The organism is Minwuia sp. IMCC3009, from assembly GCF_029909415.1.
GTDB lineage: Bacteria > Pseudomonadota > Alphaproteobacteria > Minwuiales > Minwuiaceae > Minwuia.
In genome coordinates, this window is record NZ_CP123781.1 from 393,855 (window position 1) to 418,876 (window position 25,022).

General features: G+C 65.7%; 27 protein-coding genes. 13 read left to right on the top strand and 14 right to left on the bottom strand.

What is annotated here, in order from left to right:
• Positions 1 to 13: 13 nt before the first annotated feature.
• From rpe to htpX, 3 genes are all read right to left on the bottom strand, one after another.
• The gene (rpe, locus tag QGV55_RS01730; RefSeq protein ID WP_281018600.1) at positions 14 to 709 is read right to left on the bottom strand and encodes a ribulose-phosphate 3-epimerase; all 696 of its coding nucleotides are present in this window, start codon (positions 707 to 709) and stop codon (positions 14 to 16) included.
• A 76-nt stretch (positions 710 to 785) separates the two neighbouring features.
• A complete protein-coding gene (locus QGV55_RS01735) occupies positions 786 to 2,099 on the bottom strand; it encodes a transcription antitermination factor NusB (protein WP_281018599.1) in 1,314 nt (437 codons plus the stop codon).
• Positions 2,096 to 3,052, bottom strand: coding sequence for a zinc metalloprotease HtpX (htpX, locus tag QGV55_RS01740; protein WP_281018598.1), 957 nt, complete (start codon positions 3,050 to 3,052; stop codon positions 2,096 to 2,098). The genes QGV55_RS01735 and htpX overlap by 4 nt, the downstream gene beginning before the upstream one ends.
• 129 nt (positions 3,053 to 3,181) lie before the next feature.
• On the opposite strand from htpX, the gene QGV55_RS01745 reads away from it, so the two are divergent.
• The 4 genes from QGV55_RS01745 to QGV55_RS01760 are packed head-to-tail and all read left to right on the top strand — an operon-like array spanning position 3,182 to position 6,109.
• On the top strand, positions 3,182 to 3,379 hold the full coding sequence (locus tag QGV55_RS01745) for a DUF1674 domain-containing protein (protein ID WP_281018597.1): 198 nt from the start codon (positions 3,182 to 3,184) through the stop codon (positions 3,377 to 3,379).
• A gap of 14 nt (positions 3,380 to 3,393) precedes the next feature.
• Positions 3,394 to 4,011: an outer membrane lipoprotein carrier protein LolA gene (locus QGV55_RS01750; protein ID WP_281018596.1), complete on the top strand. Its 618-nt coding sequence runs from the start codon at positions 3,394 to 3,396 to the stop codon at positions 4,009 to 4,011.
• Positions 4,008 to 4,766, top strand: coding sequence for a gamma-glutamyl-gamma-aminobutyrate hydrolase family protein (locus QGV55_RS01755; RefSeq protein WP_281018595.1), 759 nt, complete (start codon positions 4,008 to 4,010; stop codon positions 4,764 to 4,766). Before QGV55_RS01750 ends, QGV55_RS01755 begins: the two co-directional genes overlap by 4 nt.
• A complete protein-coding gene (locus QGV55_RS01760; protein WP_281018594.1) occupies positions 4,763 to 6,109 on the top strand; it encodes a glutamine synthetase family protein in 1,347 nt (448 codons plus the stop codon). The genes QGV55_RS01755 and QGV55_RS01760 overlap by 4 nt, the downstream gene beginning before the upstream one ends.
• 197 nt (positions 6,110 to 6,306) lie before the next feature.
• On the opposite strand, the gene QGV55_RS01765 is transcribed toward QGV55_RS01760, so the two are convergent.
• The 4 genes from QGV55_RS01765 to QGV55_RS01780 all read right to left on the bottom strand — a co-directional run bounded on the left by QGV55_RS01765 (position 6,307) and on the right by QGV55_RS01780 (position 10,033).
• A complete protein-coding gene (locus QGV55_RS01765) occupies positions 6,307 to 7,830 on the bottom strand; it encodes a carboxyl transferase domain-containing protein (RefSeq protein WP_281018593.1) in 1,524 nt (507 codons plus the stop codon).
• A 74-nt stretch (positions 7,831 to 7,904) separates the two neighbouring features.
• Positions 7,905 to 9,110, bottom strand: a complete 1,206-nt coding sequence (locus QGV55_RS01770; RefSeq protein ID WP_281018592.1) for an acyl-CoA dehydrogenase family protein — start codon at positions 9,108 to 9,110, stop codon at positions 7,905 to 7,907.
• 330 nt (positions 9,111 to 9,440) lie between these two features.
• Positions 9,441 to 9,674, bottom strand: a complete 234-nt coding sequence (locus tag QGV55_RS01775; RefSeq protein WP_281018591.1) for a hypothetical protein — start codon at positions 9,672 to 9,674, stop codon at positions 9,441 to 9,443.
• 92 nt (positions 9,675 to 9,766) lie between these two features.
• Positions 9,767 to 10,033 (bottom strand): hypothetical protein, encoded by a 267-nt coding sequence (locus QGV55_RS01780; RefSeq protein WP_281018590.1) that lies wholly within the window; start codon positions 10,031 to 10,033, stop codon positions 9,767 to 9,769.
• Positions 10,034 to 10,194: 161 nt separating this feature from the next.
• Between QGV55_RS01780 and QGV55_RS01785 the strand changes: the two genes are divergently transcribed.
• From QGV55_RS01785 to QGV55_RS01795, 3 genes are all read left to right on the top strand, one after another.
• On the top strand, positions 10,195 to 11,043 hold the full coding sequence (locus QGV55_RS01785) for a 3-hydroxyacyl-CoA dehydrogenase family protein (RefSeq protein ID WP_281018589.1): 849 nt from the start codon (positions 10,195 to 10,197) through the stop codon (positions 11,041 to 11,043).
• Positions 11,044 to 11,124: 81 nt separating this feature from the next.
• A complete protein-coding gene (locus tag QGV55_RS01790) occupies positions 11,125 to 11,928 on the top strand; it encodes an SDR family oxidoreductase (RefSeq protein WP_281018588.1) in 804 nt (267 codons plus the stop codon).
• 11 nt (positions 11,929 to 11,939) lie between these two features.
• Positions 11,940 to 13,091, top strand: coding sequence for an NADH:flavin oxidoreductase/NADH oxidase (locus QGV55_RS01795; RefSeq protein WP_281018587.1), 1,152 nt, complete (start codon positions 11,940 to 11,942; stop codon positions 13,089 to 13,091).
• A gap of 36 nt (positions 13,092 to 13,127) precedes the next feature.
• On the opposite strand, the gene QGV55_RS01800 is transcribed toward QGV55_RS01795, so the two are convergent.
• Both QGV55_RS01800 and QGV55_RS01805 read right to left on the bottom strand, forming a co-directional pair.
• Entirely contained in the window at positions 13,128 to 13,427 is a 300-nt protein-coding gene (locus QGV55_RS01800) for a type II toxin-antitoxin system RelE/ParE family toxin (RefSeq protein WP_281018586.1), read from the bottom strand.
• Entirely contained in the window at positions 13,417 to 13,662 is a 246-nt protein-coding gene (locus tag QGV55_RS01805; protein ID WP_281018585.1) for a type II toxin-antitoxin system ParD family antitoxin, read from the bottom strand. Before QGV55_RS01805 ends, QGV55_RS01800 begins: the two co-directional genes overlap by 11 nt.
• A gap of 153 nt (positions 13,663 to 13,815) precedes the next feature.
• Between QGV55_RS01805 and QGV55_RS01810 the strand changes: the two genes are divergently transcribed.
• Genes QGV55_RS01810 through QGV55_RS01820 form a run of 3 tightly spaced genes read left to right on the top strand, consistent with a single transcriptional unit; the run spans position 13,816 to position 17,328 of the window.
• On the top strand, positions 13,816 to 15,351 hold the full coding sequence (locus QGV55_RS01810) for an acetyl-CoA acetyltransferase (protein WP_281018584.1): 1,536 nt from the start codon (positions 13,816 to 13,818) through the stop codon (positions 15,349 to 15,351).
• A complete protein-coding gene (locus QGV55_RS01815) occupies positions 15,348 to 16,586 on the top strand; it encodes an MFS transporter (protein WP_281018583.1) in 1,239 nt (412 codons plus the stop codon). The genes QGV55_RS01810 and QGV55_RS01815 overlap by 4 nt, the downstream gene beginning before the upstream one ends.
• 37 nt (positions 16,587 to 16,623) lie before the next feature.
• Positions 16,624 to 17,328 (top strand): SDR family oxidoreductase, encoded by a 705-nt coding sequence (locus QGV55_RS01820; RefSeq protein WP_281018582.1) that lies wholly within the window; start codon positions 16,624 to 16,626, stop codon positions 17,326 to 17,328.
• A 39-nt stretch (positions 17,329 to 17,367) separates the two neighbouring features.
• Here QGV55_RS01820 and QGV55_RS01825 read toward each other — a convergent pair whose 3' ends face one another.
• Positions 17,368 to 18,282 (bottom strand): alpha/beta hydrolase, encoded by a 915-nt coding sequence (locus tag QGV55_RS01825; protein ID WP_281018581.1) that lies wholly within the window; start codon positions 18,280 to 18,282, stop codon positions 17,368 to 17,370.
• Between the two features lie 167 nt (positions 18,283 to 18,449).
• Here QGV55_RS01825 and QGV55_RS01830 point away from each other — a divergent pair, with 167 nt between their 5' ends.
• Genes QGV55_RS01830 through QGV55_RS01840 form a run of 3 tightly spaced genes read left to right on the top strand, consistent with a single transcriptional unit; the run spans position 18,450 to position 20,742 of the window.
• Entirely contained in the window at positions 18,450 to 19,073 is a 624-nt protein-coding gene (locus tag QGV55_RS01830; protein WP_281018580.1) for a 2-hydroxychromene-2-carboxylate isomerase, read from the top strand.
• The gene (locus QGV55_RS01835) at positions 19,070 to 19,876 is read left to right on the top strand and encodes an enoyl-CoA hydratase-related protein (protein WP_281018579.1); all 807 of its coding nucleotides are present in this window, start codon (positions 19,070 to 19,072) and stop codon (positions 19,874 to 19,876) included. The genes QGV55_RS01830 and QGV55_RS01835 overlap by 4 nt, the downstream gene beginning before the upstream one ends.
• A gap of 2 nt (positions 19,877 to 19,878) precedes the next feature.
• Complete coding sequence (locus QGV55_RS01840) at positions 19,879 to 20,742, top strand: alpha/beta fold hydrolase (RefSeq protein ID WP_281018578.1); 864 nt, start codon at positions 19,879 to 19,881, stop codon at positions 20,740 to 20,742.
• A 17-nt stretch (positions 20,743 to 20,759) separates the two neighbouring features.
• Here QGV55_RS01840 and QGV55_RS01845 read toward each other — a convergent pair whose 3' ends face one another.
• From QGV55_RS01845 to QGV55_RS01860, 4 genes are all read right to left on the bottom strand, one after another.
• Positions 20,760 to 21,983, bottom strand: a complete 1,224-nt coding sequence (locus QGV55_RS01845; RefSeq protein ID WP_281018577.1) for an EAL domain-containing protein — start codon at positions 21,981 to 21,983, stop codon at positions 20,760 to 20,762.
• 110 nt (positions 21,984 to 22,093) lie between these two features.
• Complete coding sequence (locus tag QGV55_RS01850) at positions 22,094 to 23,701, bottom strand: carboxyl transferase domain-containing protein (RefSeq protein ID WP_281018576.1); 1,608 nt, start codon at positions 23,699 to 23,701, stop codon at positions 22,094 to 22,096.
• 3 nt (positions 23,702 to 23,704) lie between these two features.
• Positions 23,705 to 24,163: a biotin/lipoyl-containing protein gene (locus QGV55_RS01855; protein WP_281018575.1), complete on the bottom strand. Its 459-nt coding sequence runs from the start codon at positions 24,161 to 24,163 to the stop codon at positions 23,705 to 23,707.
• A 106-nt stretch (positions 24,164 to 24,269) separates the two neighbouring features.
• Positions 24,270 to 24,965, bottom strand: coding sequence for a VOC family protein (locus tag QGV55_RS01860; protein WP_281018574.1), 696 nt, complete (start codon positions 24,963 to 24,965; stop codon positions 24,270 to 24,272).
• Positions 24,966 to 25,022: the final 57 nt, after the last annotated feature.

The window sequence follows — 25,022 nt, forward strand, 5'->3', positions numbered from 1 at the left end:
GCTCGCAGGCTCCTCAGTCGTCGGTGCTGGTCCGGGCGAGTGCCGTGGACGACTTCTCTTTCAGGGTGGCGATGTTCCGGGCGTAGTGGTCGGGGCCATTCTGGAACGCGGCTGTCCCGGCCACCAGCGCGGTGGCCCCTGCGGCGACAACGTCCGCGATGGTGTCGGCATTGACGCCACCATCGACCTCCAGCGTGATGTCCAGCCCGGCGCCATCGATCAGGCCGCGCAGGGTGGCGATCTTCTCCAGCTGGCTGGCGATGAACTTCTGGCCGCCGAAGCCCGGATTGACGCTCATCACCAGGATCAGGTCCAGCTGGTCCAGCAGCGGCTCGACCACCTGCCACGGTGTGCCGGGGTTCAGCGCCAGTCCCGCCTTCAGCCCCAGACCGCGGATCAGTTGCAGCGTGCGGTGGGTATGGGCACCGGCCTCCGGATGCACCGTGATGATGTCGGCACCGGCATCGGCGAAGGCCTGGATGTAGGGATCGACGGGGGAGATCATCAGATGCACGTCGAAGGGCTTCGCCGAGTGCGGGCGCAGCGCCTTCACCACATTGGGGCCGATGGTCAGGTTGGGCACGAAGTGTCCGTCCATCACATCGACATGGATCCAGTCGGCACCGGCTGCATCGATGGCGCGCACTTCCTCGCCCAATTTCGCGAAATCGGCGGAGAGAATCGATGGTGAGATGATTGCTGAGTTCATGGGTAACCCCCTACCAGCTTCCCCCCGTTGCGGCAACGGCGGCGCGCGCCGGATCGGGGTGGAAACGGCGATTTGATCAGTCGGCGCGCTGCATCACCGTGGCAAAGAACCCGTCCATGCCGCCCTGTCCGGCCATCAGGCCGGCGTGGGTGCGCAGGTCACCGGCTTCGGTCATGGCTTCCTGTCCCAGCCCCAACGCGGCCGGATCGATCGGGACGCGCGTGAATTGCGGGAACTCCTGCAGCAGCCACTCCGCCTGCGCCTCGCCTTCCTCCGGTTCCAGCGAACAGGTGCAATAGACCAGTCTGCCGCCCGGGCGGACCAGCGCCGTGGCCTTGCCGATCATCATCCGCTGCTGTTCGGCGATGCCCTGGACATCGCCCTCCGTGCGGGTCCAGGCGATTTCCGGGTGACGTCGGATGGTGCCGGTGGCGGAGCAGGGGGCGTCCAGCAGCACCGCGTCGAAGCCATCGTCGTGACTGAACTGGCGCAGATCGGCGCGGACCACGGTCGCCTGCATCCGCAGACGGTCGAGGTTGCGTTGCAGTACCTCCAGACGGCGGCCCGACCGGTCCATGGCCGTGACCTCCGCCCCCAGCGCGATGGCCTGTGCCGTCTTGCCGCCGGGTGCCGCGCAGGCGTCCAGCAGGCTGCGCCCCTGCAGATCACCGAACAGCCGCACCGGCAGGGTGGCGGCGGTATCCTGCACCCACCATGCGCCATCGGCGTAGCCCGGCATCTCCGGCACGGCGACGTGGCTGCCCAGCCGGACACTTCCCGTCGAAAGCAGCTCACCGCCCAGCCGCTCTGCCCACCCGGCGGCATCCTCGCGCACGGTCAGGTCCAGCGGTGTCGGCGTGTCATCGCGGTGCGCGGCGGCCAGGGCGTTGGCATTACTGCGCCCGAGATGCGCTGCCCAGCGCTTCCAGAGCCAGAGCGGCGTGTCCCGGCGTGCCATGTCCGGGCGGGTCAGCCGGGCTGCGCCCTGGCGGTCGACCTTGCGCAGGATGGCGTTGACCACGCCCCGGAACTTGCTGCCTTCGGGCAGCATCTCGACATGTTCGTTGACGACCGCATGGGCAGGGCTCTGCAGGAAGATGATCTGGGCCATGCCGGAGAGCAGGATCAGATGCGCGAACCGCCCGGAGCGGGGCAGGGGGCGGTCCAGCAGGTGTTTCAGGTGCTGTTCCAGCGATCCCTTGTGGCGCAGCGTGGCCAGCGCGATCGTGTGGGCGAAGCGTCGTTCGCGGGCTTCCATCCCGCGCACGGTTTCATCCAGGACCTCGTCCAGTCCGGCCGAGGTGTCGAGCACGCGCGAAATCAGGGTGATTGCCGCCTGCCGCGCCGAGGGTATCGGGGAATCGACGGATGTTTCCTGATGGCCACTCACCGCCAGGGGCCACGGCGTCGGGCTGGCTGCTCGGTCACGGGAACAGCCCCCGCCGGACGCGGTCCGGACGGTCCGGATCGAGCCGGTTCGGAACTGGATGGTCCCGACATGGTGCGCGCCAGTTCCTGCAGCGCCGCCACCCGGTTGGCCGTGGACGGATGCGTCGAGAACAGGTTGTCGGACTTCTTCGTATGCAGCGGGTTGACGATGAACATGTGTGCTGTGGCCGGATTGGCCTCTGCCTTGTGGTTGTCGATACGGCTGCCCGCCTCCAGTTTCTGCAACGCGCTGGCGAGCCAGAGTGGATTACCACAGATCTCCGCCCCGTGCCGGTCGGCGACATATTCGCGGCTGCGGCTGATTGCCATCTGCACCACCATGGCGGCGAACGGGGCCAGCAGCGCCACCAGCAGGGTGCCGATACCGCCCAGCGGGCTACGGTCGTCGGAGCGGCCGAACAGGCCGGCGAACATGGCGAAATTGGCCAGCATGCCGATGGCACCGGCGATGGTCGCGGTGATGGTCATGGTCAGCGTGTCACGGTTCTGCACATGCGCCAGTTCATGCGCCATGACGCCCGCGATCTCGTTGCGGTTCAGGGTACGCAGCAGGCCCGTCGTGGCCGCGACGGCGGCGCGTTCGGGGTTGCGACCGGTGGCGAAGGCATTCGGCTGGTCGTTCTGGATGATGTAGACCTTCGGCATCGGCAGGTTGGCGCGCCGGGCCAGTTCCTCCACCAGCCCGTGGAACTCGGGCGCGCTATGCCGGTCGACCTGTTTTGCGCGGTACATGCGCAGCACGATCTTGTCGGCATTCCAGAAGGAGAACAGGTTCATCGCGAAGGCAAAGACCAGGGCAATGACCACGCCTCCGGAGCCGCCCATGAGCCATCCCGCCACAAGAAAGATGGCCGTCATGGCAGCCAGCAGCAGTGCAGTCCGGGCATAATTCATCGTGTTTCAGGATCTCCGTCGTAGGGCCGCAGCCATTGCAAGCGTCCTTGCACCTGCTATCTAGGGAAGTCAGAGGATATCTAGGCAGGAAGCCGACCCCTTCAAGCCAGACGGAAGCGGAGAGCGACGATGACCGACAAGGATCGCAGCACGGACAAGGCCGGAACCGACGAGGATGCCTTCGAGGAGACCGAGGCGGGCAAGCTGCGCCGACGTTCCGCCGCCCACAAGCTGTCACAGACACCGGGGGAGCGCGATGGCCGCGACGGCCCCGAGCCCACCCGCTATGGCGATTGGGAAAAGAAGGGGATCATCAGCGACTTCTGATGGTTGATGGTATCATGAAATCCCTTGTTTCGCTGTGCCTTGGCGCGTTCCTGCTGATCGCCGGTCTGTTGCCTGCGCAGGCCCTGACCGAGGCCGAGCAGAAAACGGTGCTGCAGGCCCAGGACTGGCTGCAGTCCGTCGAGACCCTGTCGGCGCGGTTCGTCCAGGTCGGTGGCGGGGGGCAGGCCGTCGGCACGATGCTGCTGAAACGCCCGGGTCTGATCCGCTTCAACTACAGCCCGCCCGCCAAGGTGCTGCTGGTCTCCGACGGGGTCTTCGTCTCCTTCATCGACTATGAGGTCGGACAGGTCAGCCAGTGGCCCCTGTCGCAGACACCGCTGTCGTATCTGGTGCCGGAACAGCTGGACCTGATGGCGGAGGCCGATATCGACCAGGTCACACGCACCGGTGGCCAGGTCAGTTTCCGGCTGCGCGACCCGGACAACCCGGAGCAGGGCACGATCACGCTGGAGTTCGCGGAACAGCCCTATCGGTTGACCGGATGGCGTGTCGTCGATGCGCAGGGGCAGGAAACGGCGGTCGCCCTGGCGGATATCGTGACCAACATCGACCTGCCCCTGGGCAGCTTCACCTTCCGCGCGCCGCAGCGGCCCTGGGACAACGACCGTTGAGACCGCTGGTCGGCATACTCTCCTCCTGGCGGGAACCGGGCGAGATTCCGCTGCCGCTGCATGCGACCGCTGCGACCTATGTGTCGGCCGTCCGGTCGTTTGCCGGTGCCGAGACCGTGCTGATCCCAGGATCGGAGGACCCGGATCAGGCGAAGATCCTGCTGCCGCGTCTCGACGGTATCGTGCTGACCGGCGGTGCAGCCAATATCCAGCCGCATCTGTTCGGTCAGGAGGAGGAGCCGGAGAGCGGCGTTCGCGATCCGGGCCGCGATGCGACGGCCATCGCCCTGACCCGTGCGGCGCTGGAAGACGGCGTGCCGCTGCTGGGCATCTGTCGCGGCATCCAGGAAGTGAACGTGGCGCTGGGCGGCAGCCTGCACCAGCACCTCAAGGATGTGCCGGGCCGCTTCGACCATCGCCGCCCGCGTGAAAAGCCGTTCGAGGAGCAGATCGTGCCCCGGCATGACATCTCGATCCTGCCCGGCGGGGTGCTGCACCAACTGGCCGGAACGACCGAGACCCGCATCAACAGCCTGCATGGCCAGGGGATCGACCGGCTGGGCGCGGGATTGCAGGTGGAGGCAACCGCACCGGACGGAACAGTGGAGGCCGTGACCTTCCCCGGCGCGCTGGGGTGGATGCTGGCGGTGCAGTGGCACGCCGAGGTGCAGCCCGAGAACTATCCTCTGCATGCAGCGATATTCAGGTCCTTCGGGGCGGCCTGTGCCGCATTTCTGGAAAGGCGGCAGGGATGAACATCGAGGAAGCCGCCGAATGGCTGCGTGCCGGCCGGATCGAGGAAGTCGAGTGCCTGATCGTCGACATCACCGGCGTGCCGCGTGGCAAGGTGCTGCCGATCTCCCGCTTTCTGAAGGCGGTGAAGGACGGCTCGCTGCGGCTGCCGGAGTCCGTGTTCCTGCAGACCGTTTCCGGTGACTGGCTGGAGAGCCGGATGCTGGACCCGCGCTACCCGGATGTGGTGCTGGTGCCCGACCTCGCGACGCTGCGCATCCTGCCCTGGTACAATGAACCGACAGCGCAGGTGATCTGTGATGCGGTCACCATGGACGGGGAGCCGCTGATCTTCTCCCCGCGCGAGGTGCTGCGCCGGGTGGTCAGGCTCTATGCGGACAGGGGCTGGCGGGCCGAGGTCGCACCGGAACTGGAGTTCTACTTCGTCGCCCGCAACACCGACCCGGATTATCCCTTGCAGGCCCCCATCGGCCGTTCGGGAAGGGCGGAGACCGGCCGCCAGCCCTACAGCATCGATGCCGTGAACGAGTTCGATCCGATCTTCGACGACATCTACGACTTCTGCGAGGCGCAGCAGATCGAGATCGACACGGTGATCCACGAGGAAGGGCTGGCCCAGGTCGAGGTCAATATCGACCATGGCGACCCGATCAGGATCGCCGACCAGGCCTTCCTGTTCAAACGCACGGTGCGGGAGGCGGCGATGCGCCATGACCTCTATGCCACCTTCATGGCCAAGCCGCACGAGAACGAACCGGGCAGCGCCATGCATCTGCACCAGAGCGTGCATGATCTGGAAACCGGCCTGAACCTGTTTTCCCTGCCCGACGGCAGCGACAGCCCGCTGCTGCTGCATCACATCGCCGGGCTGCAGAAGTTCCTGCCGGCGGCCATGCCGCTGCTGGGGCCGAACGTGAATTCCTACCGCCGCGTGGTGTCGGACAGCGGTTCCACCGTCAATACCCACTGGGGCCACGACAATCGCACCACCGGCATCCGGGTGCCGCGTTCCGGCATCACCAGCCGACGGGTCGAGAACCGGGTACCCGGCGCGGATGCCAATCCCTATCTCGCCGTCGCCGGATCACTGGCCTGCGGCTATCTGGGCATGGTGGAGGAACTGGAAGCCAGTGACCCGCTGTCCATCGATGCTTCCGAGCGCAAGCTCAGCCTGCCACGGTTCCTGTCCGACGCGCTGCAGCGCCTGCGCTATGCCGCACCCCTGCGTGAAGTGCTGCACGAGGACTTCGTGGCCGCGCTGATCGACGTGAAGGAAACCGAAATGGAAGCCTTCAACCGCGTCATCAGCGCCTGGGAACGCGAGCACCTGCTGCTCCACGTCTGAGCCGGGCCCGACCGCTTCCCTCCTTCCCCCTCGACGGGGGAAGACCGGGATGGGGGTGAGGCGGCGCAGCCGAAACGGGGTTGATCCATCGTGCGGCAGCCTGCGGCTTCACCCCCCATCGACCGCCAGGCGGCCACTTCCCCCACAGGGGGGGAAGGAAAAAAAGGCTGCTTCAGCGAGAACGAGAACCCGGCGTGTTACGGTCGCATCGGATAGAGGCGGGGGCCGGTCAGGCCCTTCAGCCGTTCCGAACTGACCTCCAGCCAGCGGCAGAGCATGGGCCGGGTCTCGCGCGGGTCGATCAGTTCGTGGAACGCGAAGGACTCGGCGCGCGGGAAGGGGGACTGGCGCGCGGCCAGCATCTCTTCCAGCTCCAGCCTGCGGGCATCCGGGTCCGGGTGGGCCGCGATCTCCCGCCCGAAGGCGACGGCGACACCCCCTTCCACCGGCAGGGGGCCGAACTCGGCCGACGGCCAGGCCATGACATGGCACTGGCTGGCATAGTGGGCCGCAGCCGCGACGCCGAAGTTCTTCTTGATGATGACCGACGCCCAGGGGACCTGGCAGTCGGCGGCGGCGAGCACGGCGGCCGTGCCGGGTCGGATCGTGCCTTCGGCCTCCGCCTCCGGCCCGATCATGAAGCCGGGTTCGTCCACCAGCGCGATGATCGGCAGGTGGAAGGTCTCGCAGAGTTCGATGAAACGCTTCACCTTGCGTGCACCGGCGGCGGACATGGCCCCGGCGTAATAGCGGCAGTCGTTGCTGTAGATGCCCACCGGCTGGCCGTTCATGCGCGCCAGTCCGACGATCTGCCCCGGTCCGTACTGACGACCGGTCTCGAAGAAGCTGTCCTGATCCACCACCATGGCGATCAGTTTCCGCATGTCGTAGGCCTTGCGACGGTCGCGCGGCACGATGCTGGCCAGCCTGTCGTCGCAGCGATCGACCGGATCGCTGCAGGCGATGGTCGGCGGCAACTGGTCGACGTTGGGCGGCATGTAGCTCAGGAACTGGCGGATCTGGCGAAAGGCGTCATCCTCGTCCACCGCACCATTGTCGATGGCACCGCTCTTCAGGTGGACCCGCGCGCCGCCCAGTTCCTCCTTGTTGATCCTGTGCCCCAGGGCACGCTCCACCACCGCCGGACCGGCGACCAACACCTGTGCCGTTTCCCGTGTCATGACGGAGAAGTGGGAGGCGACGAGTCGCGCGGCGGGCAGGCCCGCGACCGGACCGACAGCGGCGGCACAGACCGGGATCGTGCCCATGGTGCGGGCGACCGACAGGAACCTGTGCGGAGTATAGGGCGGCTCCCCCACGGGTCCGGAACTGCCGCCGCCCTTCTTGCCCCCGGCGCCTGCGACGGAGCCGCCACCACCTTCATGCAGGCGGATCAGCGGCACGCGGTACTGCAGCGCCATCTCCTCGGTATAGATCGACTTGCGCAGGCCCGCCGGGTTGGGCGAGCCGCCGGAGACGGTGAAATCCTCCCCCCCCACGATGCAGGTCCGGCCATCCACCTTGCCGAAGCCGAGGATGAAGTTGGCGGGACTGAGGCTCTCGAAGTTGCCGTCCGCATCGGTCTCCGCCGCCCCGGCACCCATGCCCATCTCGTGAAAGCTGCCCCGGTCGAGCAGGCGGTCGATGCGTTCGCGCAGCGTCAGGCGGCCCTTGTCGTGCTGGCGCCTGACGGCCTCCGGCCCGCCATGGGCCTTCGCCATCTCGCGGCGCTCGTGAATCGCCGCAATGCGTTCTCCCCAGTCCGAATTGGACGGAGGAGTCCTGTCGCCCTTGCTCACAGTCCCAGGACCAGCTTCGCCATGATGTTGCGCTGAACCTCCGACGCACCGGCATAGATGGTGGCGGCCCGGCTGTTCAGATGCTTGGCCATGACGCCGACCGAGTGATCCGGCCCGACGGGAATGGCGTTGGAGAACGGGGTCCGCGTCTCCGGTTCGTAGGGGTTGGCGTAGTAGCTGATGGCCTCCACCGTCATCGCCGCCGTGGCCTGCAGGCATTCGGAGCCGCGCAGTTTCATGATAGACGATGCGGCACCCGGGTTCTGCCCGGTGGTCAGCGCGCTCATGGTCTTCTTCTCGAAGTATTCCAGCGCCACGACCTGGGCCTCCAGATCGGCCAGTCGGGAGCGGAAGTCCGCGTCCTGAATCAGGGCCTCGCCATTGCCGGCCGGTTCCTCTGCCGCGATCTTCTTCAGCTTCTCCAGCATCGCATGCAGGCTGGGGCTGTAGGCAGAGCCGCCGCGTTCGAATTCCAGCAGGTACTTGGCGACGGTCCAGCCCTCGTTCTCCGGGCCGATGCGGTTGGCCACGGGCACCCGCACATCGTCGAAGAAGACCTGATTGACCTCGTGATCGCCGGACATGGTCAGGATCGGATCGACCTTGATGCCGGGCAGGTCCATGGGGAAGACGATGAAGCTGATGCCCTGCTGCGGCTTGCCTTCCTTCGAGGTGCGGACCAGGCAGAACATCATGTTCGCGTGGTGCGCGCCGGTGGTCCAGATCTTGGTGCCGTTGATGACATAGTCGTCGCCGTCACGGTCGGCGCGGCACTGCAGGCTGGCCAGGTCGGACCCGGAACCGGGTTCCGAATAGCCCTGGCACCAGATGTGCTCCCCGCCATGGATCTTCGGCAGGTAGGTTTCCTTCTGCTCCGGCGTGCCGAACTTCATGATGACCGGCGCGACCATGCGCACACCCATGGCGAACAGACGCGGCGTGCTGGCGCGCTGGCATTCGGAATCGAAGATGTAGCGCTGCATCGGCGTCCAGCCGGTGCCGCCATGCTCGACCGGCCAGAACGGCGCGATCCAGCCCTTCTTCGACAGGGCGCGGTACCAGTCCATCGAGCCCTCGAAGTCGGAAACGACCCCCGCGGTCAGCCTGCCGGCTTCCTTCGCGTTCTCGGTCATTGCGGTATCGAGAAAGTCGCGTACCTCGCTGCGGAACGCTTCTTCCTCCGGTGTCAGCGACAGATCCATTGTCGTCCTCCCTCGACGCTTGAGACTGTTGCAGACAGGTATAGCGGAACTGCGCGCGGACCAGAAGCCCGACGCGCGGGGGTGGGGGCTGCGCGGCGGGCTTCGGCTTGCGCTGCAATCGGGGCCGCGGACCGGTCTAGCGTCCCGTCATCTTCCAGCGGCGTACGGCGCGCCCGTCCCAGATCAGGGACTTGCCGCGACTTCCGATGGGTTCGGGGAACTGGCCCGCCCGACGGTAACGCCAGATCGAGATGCGGCTTCGTCCGGTAATTTCGGTGATTTCACGGAGCGTCACGGGCGCGACGGGGCGCAGGCGGCGGGCCGGGGGCATCAGCCCGCGTCCCCGCAGCTGTCCCGTCGTTCGCTCAGCGCGGGCAGGTCCTCCATGATGAGGCGGCAGGCCACATCGTGGCGGCGAAACAGTTCCGCGATCCGTTCCACGTCCGCGCGCTGCAGCCAGATGCGACCGCCGCGCACGGATTCCAGCGTCACCTCGTTGCCGCACTGGATCACGGTCACAAGTTCATCATTCTCGTCGCGGTACTGGGTGGTGAGTTCAAGCATGATGGGTTCCATGGCCTGTCCGTTCCTGTTGCATCCGGTATCATGATCGGCCCGCAGCCCCGGCTGCGTGACCCTGATGTGCTTCAGTCCCTTCAGACCTGACGTCGGCGCAGGGCGGCGAGGTCGCTGGAGACGGCGCGGATGGACGCCCGTCGCTGCAGATCATCCAGATCGGTTTCGATGGGCGTCAGCAGGTTGTGGAACGCGTCATCCAGGGCCTCTGAGAACTGCAGCTGCAGTTCGGTGCGGCAGGCGTCATCCAGGTCGGATTCCTGCACCGGTTTCAGTGCGGCCTGCAGGATGTCCATGCGTTGCTTCAGCAGCCGCTCCCGCTCCTCGATCAGGTCATTCAGGGTCATCGCGTGTCCTCCTGATGTTTCATGCAACCAGTATATCGGTAAAAAGACCGAATGCAATGTCTAAGAGGAAAAATACCGAATTCGGTTTCCGGAGCCCACCCGATGCTTGATCCCCCGCATCCGCTCGCGCATTGTCGCGCAATGGATGGGGAGGGCCGAGAATGCTGAAGAAGATTGGTGTCGTGGGTGCCGGGCTGATGGGCGCGGAGATCGCGTTCGAGTTTGCCCGTGCGGGCTATGACGTGCTGCTGAACGACCGCAGCGACGAACTGCTGGAGGCGGCGCGGACGCGGCTGAACGGCATATGGAACAAGGGTCTGGCGCGCGGGTTCTATTCGGAGGACGCGGGCTCGCCGCTGGATCGGATGAGTTTCAGTGCCGATCTGAAGAGCTTCGCGGACCGTCAGATCGTGTTCGAAGCGGTCTTCGAGGATGAGCAGGTGAAAGGCGACGCCTGGGCGCTGCTGGACGGGATCTGCGACGCTGACACGATCTTCTGCACCAATACCTCGACCATCGCCATCTCGACGCTGGCGGCGCATGTCTCGGTGGCGCGGCGCCCGCGGTTCGTCGGCACGCACTTCTTCTCGCCCGTCAGCCGGATGAAACTGGTGGAGGTGATGCCGGGCTTCGAGACGGATGAAGCCGTGGTGGAGGAGATGTTCGGCCACCTGAAGGCCGCCGAGAAGCATCCGATCCGCATCAAGGATGTGACCGGCTTCGCCGTGAATCGCCTGCTGCATGTCTTCATGATCGAGGCGGTGCGGCTGGTGGAGGAAGGTGTTGCCACGCCGGAGGACATCGACACTGCCTGCAAGCTGGGCCTGGGCCACCCCATCGGGCCGTTCGAGCTGATGGACGCGGTGACGCTGAGCCTTTGCGAACAGGCGCAGGAGATCATGCACGGGTCCTACGGAGAACGGTTCCGCCCGCGCCCGCTGCTGAAGCAGAAGGTCCGCGCTGGCCACAATGGCCGCAAGACCGGGCAGGGCTGGAAGAGTTACGACTGATTTTCTGCCTGTTCCATCCCTCTCCCCCTCCCGGCCACCCATTTCAGGATACTTGCGTGGGTGGCCGGGAGGGGGAGAGGAATGGAACAGGCCACGAAGAACGCACAAGGGGAGACGACGATGGACATCAAGGGCAAGGTCTGTGTGATCACCGGCGGCGCGGGCGGTATCGGTGCCGCCATGGCGCGGAAGTTCCACGCGGAGGGGGCAAAGGCCGTCGTGGTGGCGGACCTGGACATGGGGCCGTTGCAGAAGGTGGCGGATTCAGTTGGCGGTCATGCCGTACAGACCGATGTGACCAGCGAGGATGCAATCCGTCATCTGGTGGCGGAGGCGGAGCGGCTGGCCGGTCCCATCGACATCTTCTGCTCCAACGCCGGTATCGCGCGGCTGGGGGACGAGACCGTGCCCACCGCCGAATGGCAGCTCAACTGGGACATCCACGTCATGTCCCACGTCTTCGCGGCCCGCGCCGTGATCCCGGGCATGATCGAGCGGGGCGGAGGCTATCTGGTCAATACCGCCTCCGCCGCCGGGCTGCTCTCCCAGGTGGATTCTGCGACCTATGCCGTCACCAAGCATGGTGCCGTGGCCTTCGCCGAGTGGCTGTCGATCAACTATGGCAACAAGGGCATCCGGGTCTCCTGCCTCTGCCCGCAGGCCGTGCGCACGCCGATGATCGGCGACGGGGAAGGGGTGGCCAGCGTCGACGGCATCGTCGAGCCCGATGACCTGGCCGCCGACGTCGTGGCGACCATGGCGCGGGAGGAATTCCTGATCCTGCCGCATCCGCAGGTGCGCGACTACATCCAGCGCAAGACCGGCAACTACGACCGCTGGATCGGTGGCATGCGCAAGCTGCTGTCCAGGTTCGACCAGCGCTGAGAGGGCCGGAAATGAGCAGTGCCCTGTTTTCGCCGATCAGGCTTGGTGATGTGGAATTCGCCAACCGGATCGTCATCTCCCCCATGTGCCAGTACATGGCCGTGGATGGTGCCGCCACCGACTGGCACCTGATGCACTATGGCAATCTGGCGATGAGTGGCGCGGCGCTGCTGTTCACGGAGGCGACGGCGGTCAGTGCCGAAGGGCGCATCAGTGCCCAGTGCCTCGGGCTCTGGACCGACGCGCACGAGGCGGCGATCGATCGTTTCATGCGGTTCAGCCGGGACAATGGCGGGCCGGACCTGAAGATCGGGATCCAGCTGGCCCATGCCGGTCGCAAGGCCTCGGTGCATCGCCCCGCCGATGGCGCACAGCCGCTGACGGCGGCGGAGGGGGCCTGGCAGACGGTTGGTCCCAGCGCCTTGCCCTACGACACCGGCTGGCACACGCCGCAGGCCATGGACCGTGCGGCGCTGGACCGGGTGAAGGCCGACTTCGTGCAGGCCGCGGAACGCTCCGCCCGGCTGGGCTTCGACGTCTGTGAATTCCATGTCGGTCACGGCTATCTGCTGCACCAGTTCCTCAGCCCGTTGAGCAACCAGCGCAATGATGAATATGGCGGCGATCTGGCAGGACGGATGCGCTACCCGCTGGAGGTGTTTCAGGCGGTGAAGGCCGTATGGCCCGCCGGCCGCCCGCTGGGTGTGCGGGTCTCGGCCACCGACTGGGTCGAGGGCGGCTGGACGGTGGAGGAAACGGTGGCCTTCGTGCAGGCCCTGAAACAGATCGGCTGCGACTTCGCCGACATCACCACCTCCGGCGTCGATCCGCGCCAGAAGATCCCGGTCGGGCCGGGCTATCAGGTTGAGTTCGCCGAGACGGTGAAACGTGAGACCGGCATGACCACCATGGCCGTCGGCATGATCAATGATCCGGACCAGGCGGAGGCCATCATCCGTGACGGCCAGGCCGACTTCGTCATGCTGGCGCGCGGCATGATGTACGATCCGCGCTGGGCCTGGCACGCGGCGGAGGCGCTGGGTGCCACGGTCGCCTATCCCGCGCAGTACGCCCGCGCCGAACCCTCCCGCTGGCCCCAGGCCTTCGCCCACCGCCGCGAGACCGCGCCGGACACGATCGGTGACATGCGGCAGTTGAAGTAGAGGGGGTGGGGAAGAGCGCGTGTCCGATTGCTCAGGTCAGAGGTGTCGATCCACGTCCATGCGCTGATGCAGGATGCGCATGATCTCCAGAGTGGTGTCGGCCTTTCGGTAGAACAGGACATGGGAACCGGCTCTTAGCTTGAAATAGCCCTCACGGACGTCGGCGCGGCTACCCGATACTGAGCCATCAGCCAACGCCAGGATCGCGGTCATGATCGTGCCATGGTAGCGATCCGCCTGTTCAAGCGACCAGTTCTCGAAGGTGTAGCGCCAGATGTCTTCCAGATCGGTTCTCGCGAGCGGAGAAAGCCGGTAGCCCGGATCGCTATCCGGCATGCTTCTTCCGCATTTCCTCCAGGAAGGCATCGCTGTCGAAAGCTTCTGGGGGACCGGATTCCTCTGCGGCGATCAGGGCGTTCTGCAAGGCTCGGACCCTGGTTTCATGTTCCTCCAGCAGCCGCAGACCAGCCCTGACCACATCGCTGGCGGAGCCGTAGCGACCGTCCCGAACCTGACTGTCAATGAAGCCGGTGAAATGATCACCAAGCGAGACCGAGGTATTGCGTGCCATCGTGTGCTGCTCCTGAAGCTTTCCCGATAGTACCAATAATTGGTAAAGCACCATAGCTTCCGCTATGGCGGCATGGCTACCGCGCGCCAGTGGACAGTCGCATCCGGGCGTGCGGCGCGTTAGGATCGCCTGGCAATTCCTGGGGAGGACGTCATGGACGAATCGCGCATTCCGGTACTGGTGGGCAGTGGCCAGTTCACGCAGCGGGAGCCGGATCCGGCGCAGGCGCTGTCGCCGATGGATCTGACCGCGAAGGCGGTGCAGGTGGCGGCGGAGGACAGTGGCGCGGGGGCCGCGCTGATGGCGGCGCTGGATACGGTGATCGTCATCCGCGCCTTCTCCGACACAAGCTGGCGCTTTGCCAGCCCCTTCGGCAAGGTCACCAACCCGCCGAAATCGCTGGCCGCCCGGGTCGGCGCGGAACAGGCGAAGCGGCTGGTCTATACCTGGGCCGGGGGCAACATGCCCCAGTACTGCCTCAACCGGCTGTCGGAGATGGTTGTGCGCGGCGAGGTGGAGGCCGCGCTGGTCGCCGGGGGCGAGTCGCTGGCGACGCAGAAGGCCGCCCAGCGCGCCAAGCTGGACCTCGACTGGAGCGAGGACGCGGGTGGCGAGTACGAGGCCTGGGGCGTCGAGAAGATCGGCTGGTCGGACGTGGAGGACATCCACGGTGCGCGCGGCGCGATCTTCGCCTATCCGATGATCGAGAATGCCATTCGCGGCAATCTGGGCCGCACGATCCCCGAACACCAGAAGGCGATGGGGCAGATGCTGGCCCACTTCGCCGATGTGGCCGCGCAGAACCCGCTGGCCGACCGGCGCGACGGCTTCACGGCGGAGCAGATCTCGGAGGTCCGGCCCGACAATCCCTATATCGGCTTTCCCTACACGCGGCTGATGAACGCCAATGCCTTCATCGACCAGGGCGCGGCGGTGGTGCTGACCAGCGTCGCCAAGGCGAAGGAGCTGGGCATACCGCGGGAGAAATGGGTATTCCTGCATGGCTGCGCCGATGCGCATGACCACTGGTATCTGAGCGACCGGCGCGACTTCCATTCCTCCCCCGCGATCTCCCGCGTCTATCAGGAAACCTTCCGCATGGCGGACACGACGCTGGACCAGATCGGCGCCATCGACCTCTACAGCTGTTTCACCTCCGCCGTGCAGATCGCCTGTCAGGAAATCGGCCTCAGCCCCGACGACCCGCGCGGGCTGACGGTCACCGGCGGCCTGCCCTACTTCGGTGGACCGGGGAACAATTACGTCACCCACTCCATCGCGGAGATGATGCAGCGGGTGCGGCAGCAGCCGGGCATGAAGGGGCTGGTCACCGCCAACGGCAACTATGTCACCAAGCATTCCGCCGGGATCTATTCGACCGACATGCCGGAAAAGGTCTTTGCACCCGTTGACCCCGCGACCTATCAGGCCGAACTGGACCAGGTGCCGCATCCGCCCTTCACCGACCTGGCCGAGGGCGCGGCGGAGGTCGAGACCTATACCGTCATGCATGACCGCAAGGGGCCGACCTGGGGTCTGCTGTTCGGGCGGATGGATGACGGGACACGGTTCGTCGCCAATACCACCGATGACCCGGACCTGCTGGCCGACATGATCGACACCGACTGGCTGGGCCGGAAGGGCCGGGTCGGCAATGACGGTCGCCAGAACATCTTCCACCCCGCGTGAGCCAGACGGTCGCGCCCGATGCCCTGCCGGAAACGGTCACCCGGGGTGCGCTGACCGCGCTCGCGGGCACGTTCCTGACCCAGGGGGCGGCGGCCTTCGGCTTCATCGCCTTCAGCCTGCTGGCCCCCGGACTGGCGCTGGAGACCGGGCAGGACGAGCGGGACTTCGGCCTCGCCTTCTCCTTCATCTTCCTCGGCTCCGCCCTGGCCAGCCCGCTCTGCGGGCGGATGATGCGCCGCTTCGGCAGCGTCGGGACCATGGTCATCACCCTGTCGGGCATGGCCGCTGTCGCCCTGATCGCCCTGTTCGGCACCTGGGCGACGGTGATGCTGGCGGCCTTTCTCTACGGGCTGTTCTATGGCCCCTACGGCCCTGCCAACATCACGGTGGTGACGCGCAAGACGCCGAAGCGCCGGGTCGGCCTGTTCCTCGCCATCCGCCAGAGCGGGGTCTCGCTGGCGGGCGCGGGCGGCGGCTTCATCCTGCCGCCGATCATGGTCGCGGTGGGCTGGCAGCTTGGCGTCTGGGCGATGATCGGGGTGCTGGTCGCGGCCATCGTCATGACCCTGCTGTTCGCGCCGGTGTTCCGTGTCACCGCGGAACAGCCGACGATGCAGACCGAACTGCACCGCACCTTCCCGCGCCGTCTTGCCGCCAGTTTCGTACTGCCGCCGAACCTGCGCCTGCTGGGTTTCATCGCGGTGCTGCTGGCCGTGATCCACACGACGCTGTTCACCTTCGTCTATATCTACCTGCTGGAGGATATCGGCCTCTCACCGGTGCTGGCCGGACAGTTCTTCGCCATCATCCAGCTGGTGGCCATCGTCGGCCGACCCGTCATGGGCTGGCTGTCGGATCGCTGGGGGCGGCCGGAACTGGTGCTGCTGGGCATTGCCATGGCCGCCAGCACGTCGGTCGTGCTCGCCATGATGATCTCCCCCGATACACCGATCTGGATGCTCTATCCGGTGGCCCTGCTGGCGGGCCTTTCGGGCAATACCTGGTCACCGATCTTTGCCATGATCGTCGGGCGTCGCGCGCCGGAGGGGCAGTTGGCGGAGGTCACGGGACGGGCCTATTCGCTGGCCGCCCTGGGCTGGACCGCATCGCCGCTGATCATGTGGAGCTTGATCGAGCTTTCCGGGGGATACATGGTGCCGTTCGGCACAGTTGTCGGGCTGGGCATCATCGCGACCATCGCCATTCTGCGCGACATCCGCAGAAGCGCGGCCTGAGCACCGGAAAAGAAGAAACCAACAGGGGGAACGAGAAATGGACGTAGCAGGCAAGAAGGCCATCGTGTTCGGCGGCACCTCGGGCATAGGTCTGGCCGCCGCGAAGCAGCTTGCGGCGCTGGGCGCCGAGGTCATCGCCGTCAGCCGCAACCCGGATCGTGCAGGTGACCTGCCCGCCGGAATCACCACGAAAAAGTGCGATACGCTGGACCGCGACGCGCTGCAGGCGCTGTTTGCCGAGTGCGCGCCCTTCGACATCCTGATCAGCGCCGCGACCGGCGGCACCCGCGCCGTCGGGCCGTTCATGGAAATGGACATGGACGGCTATCAGGCATCCTTCGCCAAGCTCTGGGGCTATACGAACGTGGTGCGCTATGGCGCCGGTCACATGACCGACCATGGCTCCATCGTGCTGGTCAGCGGCACCCCGGCGCGCAAGACCAAGCCGGGCCAGGTCGCCATCGGCTCCGTCGGCGGTGCCGTCGAGGCCATGGTCCGCGCCGTGGCCCCGGAAATCGCGCCGAAGCGCCTCAACGTCGTCTCCCCCGGTGCCATCGATACTCCGATGGTCGCCCTGGAAGGCCAGGCCCGCGAAGACCTCTACAAGCAGATGACGGCAAGCCACGTCATCCCGCGCGCGGGAACGGCAGACGAGGTCGCCCAGGCCATCACCTTCATGGTCCAGAACGACTTCGTCACCGGCACCACCATCGACGTGGACGGCGGCTGGCTGCTGTCGTGACGATCTAAGGTTGCGGGGCGGTGGATGGTGCCCGCCCCGCTACTTTGCCGCCAGCCACCCCGCAAGTATCGCGCGGATGGTGGTGACGAAGGCGAGGGGCTGGTCGAGCAAAAGGTGGTGCTGGGCCTTCGGCACGCCGACGATGGGGGCGGAGGGGCCGAGGGTGCGGCGGATCCAGTCGATGGTCTCGGGCTGGATCAGGGCGCTGTCCTCACCATAGACGAAGGCGCGGCGGCCCTTCATGCCGGCCAGATACTCGTGAAACGGCTCTCCGAAACGACGGTTCTCCATGGCGTCGCCATCGAACTTCCAGCACCAGCCCTCCGCGTCCTGTTTCAGGGAGCGGCGGGCAATGTGCTCCACCAGAAAGCCATTGTCGCAGGTCTGTTCCGGCATCAGGCGGAAGCGGGCGAGGGCGGTCTCGAAGTCCGCGTAGTGGCGCTTGTTGCCCATCCTGGGGCGTCGGTGCTCGTCCTGGTCCTGCAGTTCCGGCGGGCGCACGGGCGAGTCGGCGATGATGATACCGCCCAGCCGCTCACCATGCTGCTGGCCCAGCCGCATGGCCATCAGGCCGCCGAAGGAATGGCCGACGACAAAGGCGTCCGGTCCCAGCCCGGCATCGTCGATGACCGCCAGCATGTCCTCGGCCCGGCTGTCGGAATCGTAGGACTCCCGCCTGCCGCTGTCGCCCATCCCGGCCTGATCCATGGCCAGGACGTGATAGTCCTGCGCCAGCATCGGTGCGATATGGCTCCACCAGTGGCCGTGCCCGCCGCCGCCATGCACCAGCAGCATGCCGCCGAGCGGGGTCCGTCCCTCCGGCGGTGACCACCTGAGATACTGGATGTCACAGCCGTCACTGTTCACGCGATGCACGGTGCCGGGTCGGGCCATTGCCTCCCGGTACCAGTCCGGGGCGGGAGCCTGGACTGTCAGGTAATCAATCTCTGTCATGCCTCATGATTAGGCTGGATTCCGGCGTTTGGGAACGTGCGGTGCCGGTACCACGCAATGCTGTGGGCGCATGGCCGGTAGTGCCAACAGGTGACGGAGCAGGCTAGAATGCCGGTCGGGCGAGGGAGGCTGCGTCCGTTTGCATGATCTGCCAGGGGAGAGAATTGATGGCGAAGATCGAGTTCTATTTCGACTGTTCCAGTCCGTGGACCTATCTGGGGATCAGCCGCATCGGCGATCTGGCCCGGCGCAACAATGCCGAACTGCACTGGCGGCCGGTGCTGGTCGGCGGCATCTTCAATCAGGTGAACGAGCAGGTGTACCAGAACCGCGCCAACCCCGATCACCCGAAGTACCAGTACATGCGCAAGGACCTAATGGACTGGGCCGCGATGCAGGGGGTGCAGATCGGCTGGCCGAGCATCTTCCCCGTCAATGCAGTGAAGGGGATGCGTGCGGCGATCCATGCGCTGGATGAAGGCAAGGCGGAGGCCTTCGCGATGCGGCTCTGCCATGCCTACTGGGGCGAGGATCGCGACATCTCGCAGGATGCGGAAGTGGCGCGTGTCGCCGCCGACGTGGGGCTCGACGGCGATGCCACCGTGGCCGCGACCGCGGACTCGGCGATCAAGCAGCGGCTGAAGGACTATACCCAGCAGGTGGTGGATCGCGGCGGCTTCGGCTCCCCCACCATCTTCATCAACGACAGCGACATGTTCTTCGGCAATGACCGCATGGACCTGATCGAGTGGGCCGTGCAGGGCCGCCCCGCCGGCGGACCCCGCCGATGAGCGGGCCGCTGCTGATCGAGCGGAAGGGGGATGCCGAATGGGTCACCCTGAACCGCCCCGACGCCTACAACAGCCTCAGCCCCGACATGATCGACGCACTGCTGGACTATTTCCAGGGGCTCTATTTCCGCCACGAGGTGCGGGTCGTGGTGCTGCGCGGTGCCGGTCGCGGCTTCTGCGCCGGTCTGGACCTGAAGCAGCGGATGGCGAGCAACAGTCCCGCCGATGACCAGCGCTCCAGCGCCGATGGCCTGCGGTCGCAGCGCCGGATCTCGGAGATCGTCATGCGGATGCGCCGGGCGCCGCAGCCCATCGTTTCGCTGATCCATGGCGGCTGTTCCGGTGGCGGGTTCGCCATCGCGCTGGCCAGTGACATCCGCATTGCCGGACGCAGCGCCAAGATGAACGCGGCCTTCATCCGCCTCGGCATCTCCGGCTGTGACATCGGGGTCTCCTATTTCCTGCCGCGACTGGTGGGGGTGACGGTGGCGTCCGAACTGCTGATGACGGGCCGCTACATCTATGCCGACCGGGCACTGGCGACCGGGCTGGTGTCGGAGGTGGTCGAGGATGACGAACTGGAGGCGACCGGAGAGACCATGGTCGCCGATCTGCTCAATGCCTCGCCGCTCGGTCTGCGCCTGACCAAGGAATGCATGAATTTCTCGACCGATGCGCCGAGCCTGGAAGCGGCCGTTGCCATGGAGGACCGCAACCAGATCCTCTGCGCCCAGGGCCCCGACTTCCAGGAAGGCGTGCGCGCCTTCATCGAGAAGCGGCCGCCGGTCTATACGGGGACATGAGCATGACAGAGCGACAGGATGTGACGATCCCGGCGAACGGCGTCGAGCTGGCCGGATGGTTCTACCCGGCAGGGCAGGACGGGGCAGCGGCGCCGACCGTGGTCATGAGCCATGGTCTTTCCGCGATCCGGCGCATGAACCTGGATGCGGTTGCGCGCGACCTGAATGCAGCCGGTCTCGCGGTGCTGCTCTACGACCACCGCAGTTTCGGCGACAGCGGCGGCAACCCGCGACAGGAAGCCGATCCCTGGGCGCAGGTCCGTGACATGCGCGACGCCATCAGCTTCGCCCAGACCCTGCCCGGCGTCGATCCGGCGCGGCTGGGCATCTGGGGCACCAGCTATTCCGGTGGCCATGTCCTGACCGTGGCGGCACTGGACCGGCGGGTGAAGGCCGTGGTTTCACAGGTCCCCTTCACCCACGGGGAGCGGACGTTCGGAAGCTGGGTGCCGGAGAAGGCGCGTGCCCGGCTGATGCAACGTTTCATGGATGATCGCGCGGCCCGTTACGCGGGCGCGGAACCGGAAACCGTGCCTGCCGCGATCGAGGGTACGGAGACGGCGGAATGGGTGGCTGAAACGGATGTCGAGGGCAAGTACGTCAACGCCCTGACCCTGCGCAGTCTGGAGATGCTGCGGGAGTACGAGCCCCACAGTTTCGTTTCACGCATCGCGCCGACGCCCTTGCTGATGGTGATTGCGGAGAACGATACCCAGACGCCGACTGCCTGGCAGAAGGAAGCGTTCGAACTGGCGGGAGAGCCGAAACAGATGCTGGGTCTGCCCTGCCGCCACTATGATCCCTACAGCAGCCATCGCGAGGCTGCGGCGGGCGCGGCGCGGGACTGGTTCATGGAGCATCTCTGAGAGGCGGGCGCGCTAGGCTACCAGGAGCATCCGGTCTCCAGCATCGCCTCGATATCGAAGCGCGGCCAGGGGCGGGCCATCAGGAATCCCTGGCCCAGGGTGCAGCCGGAATCGCGCAACTGGTCGAAATGTTCCTGCGTCTCGATCCCTTCCGCCACCGTTGTCAGGCCGAGGTCGTCCGCCATGTGGATGATCGACCGGACGAGACGCCCGCTGGTGGTGTCGTTCAGCATGTTGAAGACGAAAGACTGGTCGACCTTCAGGGTGTCGATGGGGAAGCGGTGCAGGTAGCTCAGGCTTGAATAGCCGGTGCCGAAATCGTCGATGGCAATGGAGACGCCCAGTCCCTTCAGTTCCGTCAGGGCAGCGACGGCCGCCTCCGGATCGTGGATCATCAGGCTTTCGGTGACCTCCAGCTTGATCTGCCCGGGCGACACGCCGGACTTCTGGATGATCGCGGAAAGGCGCGAGATCTCGCCCGGTTCGATCAACTGGCCACTGGAGACATTGACGCTGACGAAGGGGATCGGCTTGTCCGGCCAGCATCTCTGCCAGACCGGCACCATTGCCGCGTGATCGGCCAGCGCCTTCTGCAGCGCCCAGCGCCCCATCTCGACGATCATGCCGGTCTCCTCGGCCAGACCGATGAAGTTGCCGGGGGAAACCTGCCCCCGCTTGGGGTCGTTCCAGCGCATCAATGCCTCATATCCGGCAATGGTGCTGTCGGCCATGGAGATGATGGGCTGGTAGTGAAGCTCGAACTGCGGGGTCTCGACGGCGCGGCGCAGTTCCCGTTCGATCTGGACCCGGCGCAGAGCAATGTCGCGGACTTCCTCGAACGCCCGGCGCCGTGCCTCCTGCATGGCCTGGGGCACCATCTCGTTGGTGCCGGTCATGGAACGGGACGCGTCCGTCAGGCGCTCCACGATCATCTGGATCATCAGACGCATCACCGGGTCGGCGTTCTCGATGGGTTTGGTCAGGCGACCGCGGCGTACCACCAGCAGGCGTGTGCGCTCCCGCGCCAGGGCGCTGGCGGATCGCGGTGTGTTCGCGATCAGGGCCATTTCGCCGAAGATCTCGCCCGGACCCAGCGCGGCGATCAGCTTCCGGTCGCCTTCGGACTGAATCGATATCTCGATCAGGCCTTCCTCGATGATGAACGCATCATCGCCCCGGTCACCCTCCTGAAACAGAAGGGTTCCCGCATCGACGTCTCTGGCGTGAATGAACTCCGGCATTCATACAACATGGGTTGGAATGGTTGCCAAACCGTGAGTCTACACGCCTGTTGTGATAGCGGCCACCTAATTGCGCGGTATTATGTGACCACCGGCACGCGGCATCTCCGTCAGAACCTGAAGACGCCATAGCCGGGTTCCTCCAGCGGCGCGTTCAGCGACGCGGTGATGGCCATCCCTAACGCATTGCGTGTGTCCACCGGATCCAGGATCCCGTCATCCCACAGTTCCGAGGTGGCGTAGTAGGCGGAGAGCTGGTCCAGATAGGCGGAGCCGGTTTCCTCTCTCAGCGCCGCGATCACCTCGGCATCGACTTCCTGGCCACCACGGCGCATCTGTGCCGCCTTCACATCCGCAAGCGTGTTCACCGCCTGCTCTCCGCCCATCACGCCGATCTGGTGATTGGGCCAGCTGAACAGCAGGCGTGAATCGAAGGCACGGCCGCACATCCCGTAATTGCCCGCACCGAAGGAGCCGTGGCACATGACGGTGAACTTCGGCACCCGGGAACAGGCCTGGGCCATGATCATCTTGGCACCGTCCTTTGTGATGCCCTTCTGCTCGTACTCCTTGCCGATCATGTAGCCGGTGATGTTCTGCAGGAAGACGATCGGGGTGTTGTTTTGGTTGCAGAGTTCGATGAAATGGGCGCCCTTCAGGGAGCTGTCGTTGAACAGCACACCATTGTTGGCAAGGATGCCGACCTTCCAGCCCCAGATGTTGGCATAGCCGCAGATCAGGGTCTGGCCATAGTTCGGCTGATATTCATGGAAGCGGCTGCCATCGACGATGCGGGCAATGACCTCCCGCATGTCGAAGCCCTTCTTGATGTCGTCAGGCAGGATGCCATACAGCTCGGCAGGGTCGTAGTAGGGGGCCTCCACCGCATCCCGCTGGCAGTCCCACTTCTTCGGCCGGTCCCACTGGTCGACGATCTCCCGCCCGATGGCGATGGCCTCGTCCTCGGACGACGCCGCGTAGTCGCAGACACCGCTCATCGACGTGTGCATGTCCGCGCCGCCCAGTTCCTCGACGCCCACTTCCTCCCCCGTGGCGGCGCGCACCAGCGGCGGGCCGCCCAGAAACACCGCGCCCGTTCCGCGCACGATGACATTGTAGTCCGACAGCGCCGGGATATAGGCACCACCCGCCGTACACTGCCCGAAGACGAGGGAGAGCTGTTTCACGCCCATCTTCGACAGCTTGCACTGGTTGCGGAAGATGCGTCCCGCCATGTGCTTGTCGGGAAAGACCTCCGACTGCAACGGCAGGAAGCCGCCGGCTGAGTCACACAGGTGCACCACCGGCAGACGGTTCTCGATGGCGATCTCCAGGCAGCGGACGATCTTCTTCACCGAATGGGGATACCAGGCTCCGCCCTTGATGGAGGAATCATCGGCATGGATGATGACTTCCCGCCCCGAGACCATGCCGATCCCGGTGATGATGCTGGCCCCCGGCGATTCCCCGTCATAGGCGCGGTTCGCGGCGAGCGTGGACAGCTCCAGGAAGGGGGTGCCGGGGTCGAGCAGCTTCTCCACCCGTTCCCGTGGCATCATCTTGCCCTGCTTCGTCAGGCGCTGGACATCGCGTTCCGGGCGGACATGCCGTGCCTTTTCCTGCATGGCATGCAGCTCGTCGGCGAGGCGGCGGTTGTGCACCGTGTTGCTGCGGAATGTGGCGTCACTGGTGGAGAGTGCGGATGATATGCGGCGCATGGTTCAGCCCTCCTCCGCCAGCGGTTCCAGACGGGCGACGGCGGCATCCTTGTTGAATGTCTCACCCACGGCGAAGAGCACTTCCGCCAGCACGCCATCGCGCGGTGCGGCGAGGGTGGTCTGAAGTTTCATGCTCTCGATCACCATGATCTTGTCGCCGCGCGAGACAGAGTCCCCGGCAGCCTTCAGCACCTCGATCACCGATCCCGGCATAGGCGCACGCAACTCGTCCGAGCCACCTGCACTTTCCTGTGCGGCGGCAACCGGGTCTTCCACCCGGACCCGAAACGTGCGGCCATTGAGCCGTACCCAGGCCAGGTCGCCGTCGCGCGCGACCTGCGCGTTTCCGGAAACCGTACCGGTGACCGTGCGGGTGTCATCCACCCGAAGTACGGCCTCCGGCTTGCGCGCAACGATATCAATGGTGTGCGTCGTGCCGTCCAGATCCAGACGAAACGTCATCCGTGCCTCCCTCTCCTGCCCCGAAAGAGGGTAGCGCGAGCGGTCCGTCCGCAACAACCGTCAGATTTGTCTGGCGGCCATCGTGGAATCTCGTGCCTGACGGGTGTCAGTCGGCGGCATCCAGCTGCACGGGTGGCTGGTTCTCGCTGTTGGCCAGCATCTTCTCGTCCGAGGTGCGCAGGATCGCCTCGTAGACCTTCGGCGGATAGTTCGTCATGTGCGGCCCCGGTGCGTCGATGCCGGGCTGCGGTACCGGCGGACCATCGTTGCGATAGTCGGAGGACTGCTTGTAGCGGGCCAGTTCAGCGTCACTGATGCCGCACAGGCCCACGACCTCAGGGTCGATCCAGGCTTCCGCGTTGATCGGTTCGGCAGAGCATGAAAGCTCCAGCGACAGGTTCTCCGGTCCGGCAAAATAGATCGACATGCAGAACCCGTGATCCTTCGGCCCGATGACCGGCACACCCTTCGACCGCAGCCGGTCGCGCATGGCGAGCAGTTCCTCCACATCCGCGACCCTGAACGCCAGGTGCTGCATCGTGCCCCTGGCGCAGTTCGCGCCGGGATTGCCTGCGTGGGTCTGGCCCAGTTCCACGGGGATCTCACCGATCTGTGGATTGTGGACGAAGGCGACCGAGCTCTCGTCGTTGAGGCGCAGGAAGCCATGGAAGGTGTTCTCGACCCCATGCATCCAGTAGAGCGCGACCAGTTCCATGCCCAGCTTGTCGGTGAAGAACTCGATCTGTCCCTTCATGTCCGCGGTGGTGATCGCGATGTGGTGCAGTCCGCCAACCTTGTTCATCATGCCTCTCCTCTATCACCCGCGACAGCGTAGCATCACCGGGTAGTGGTGTCAGAT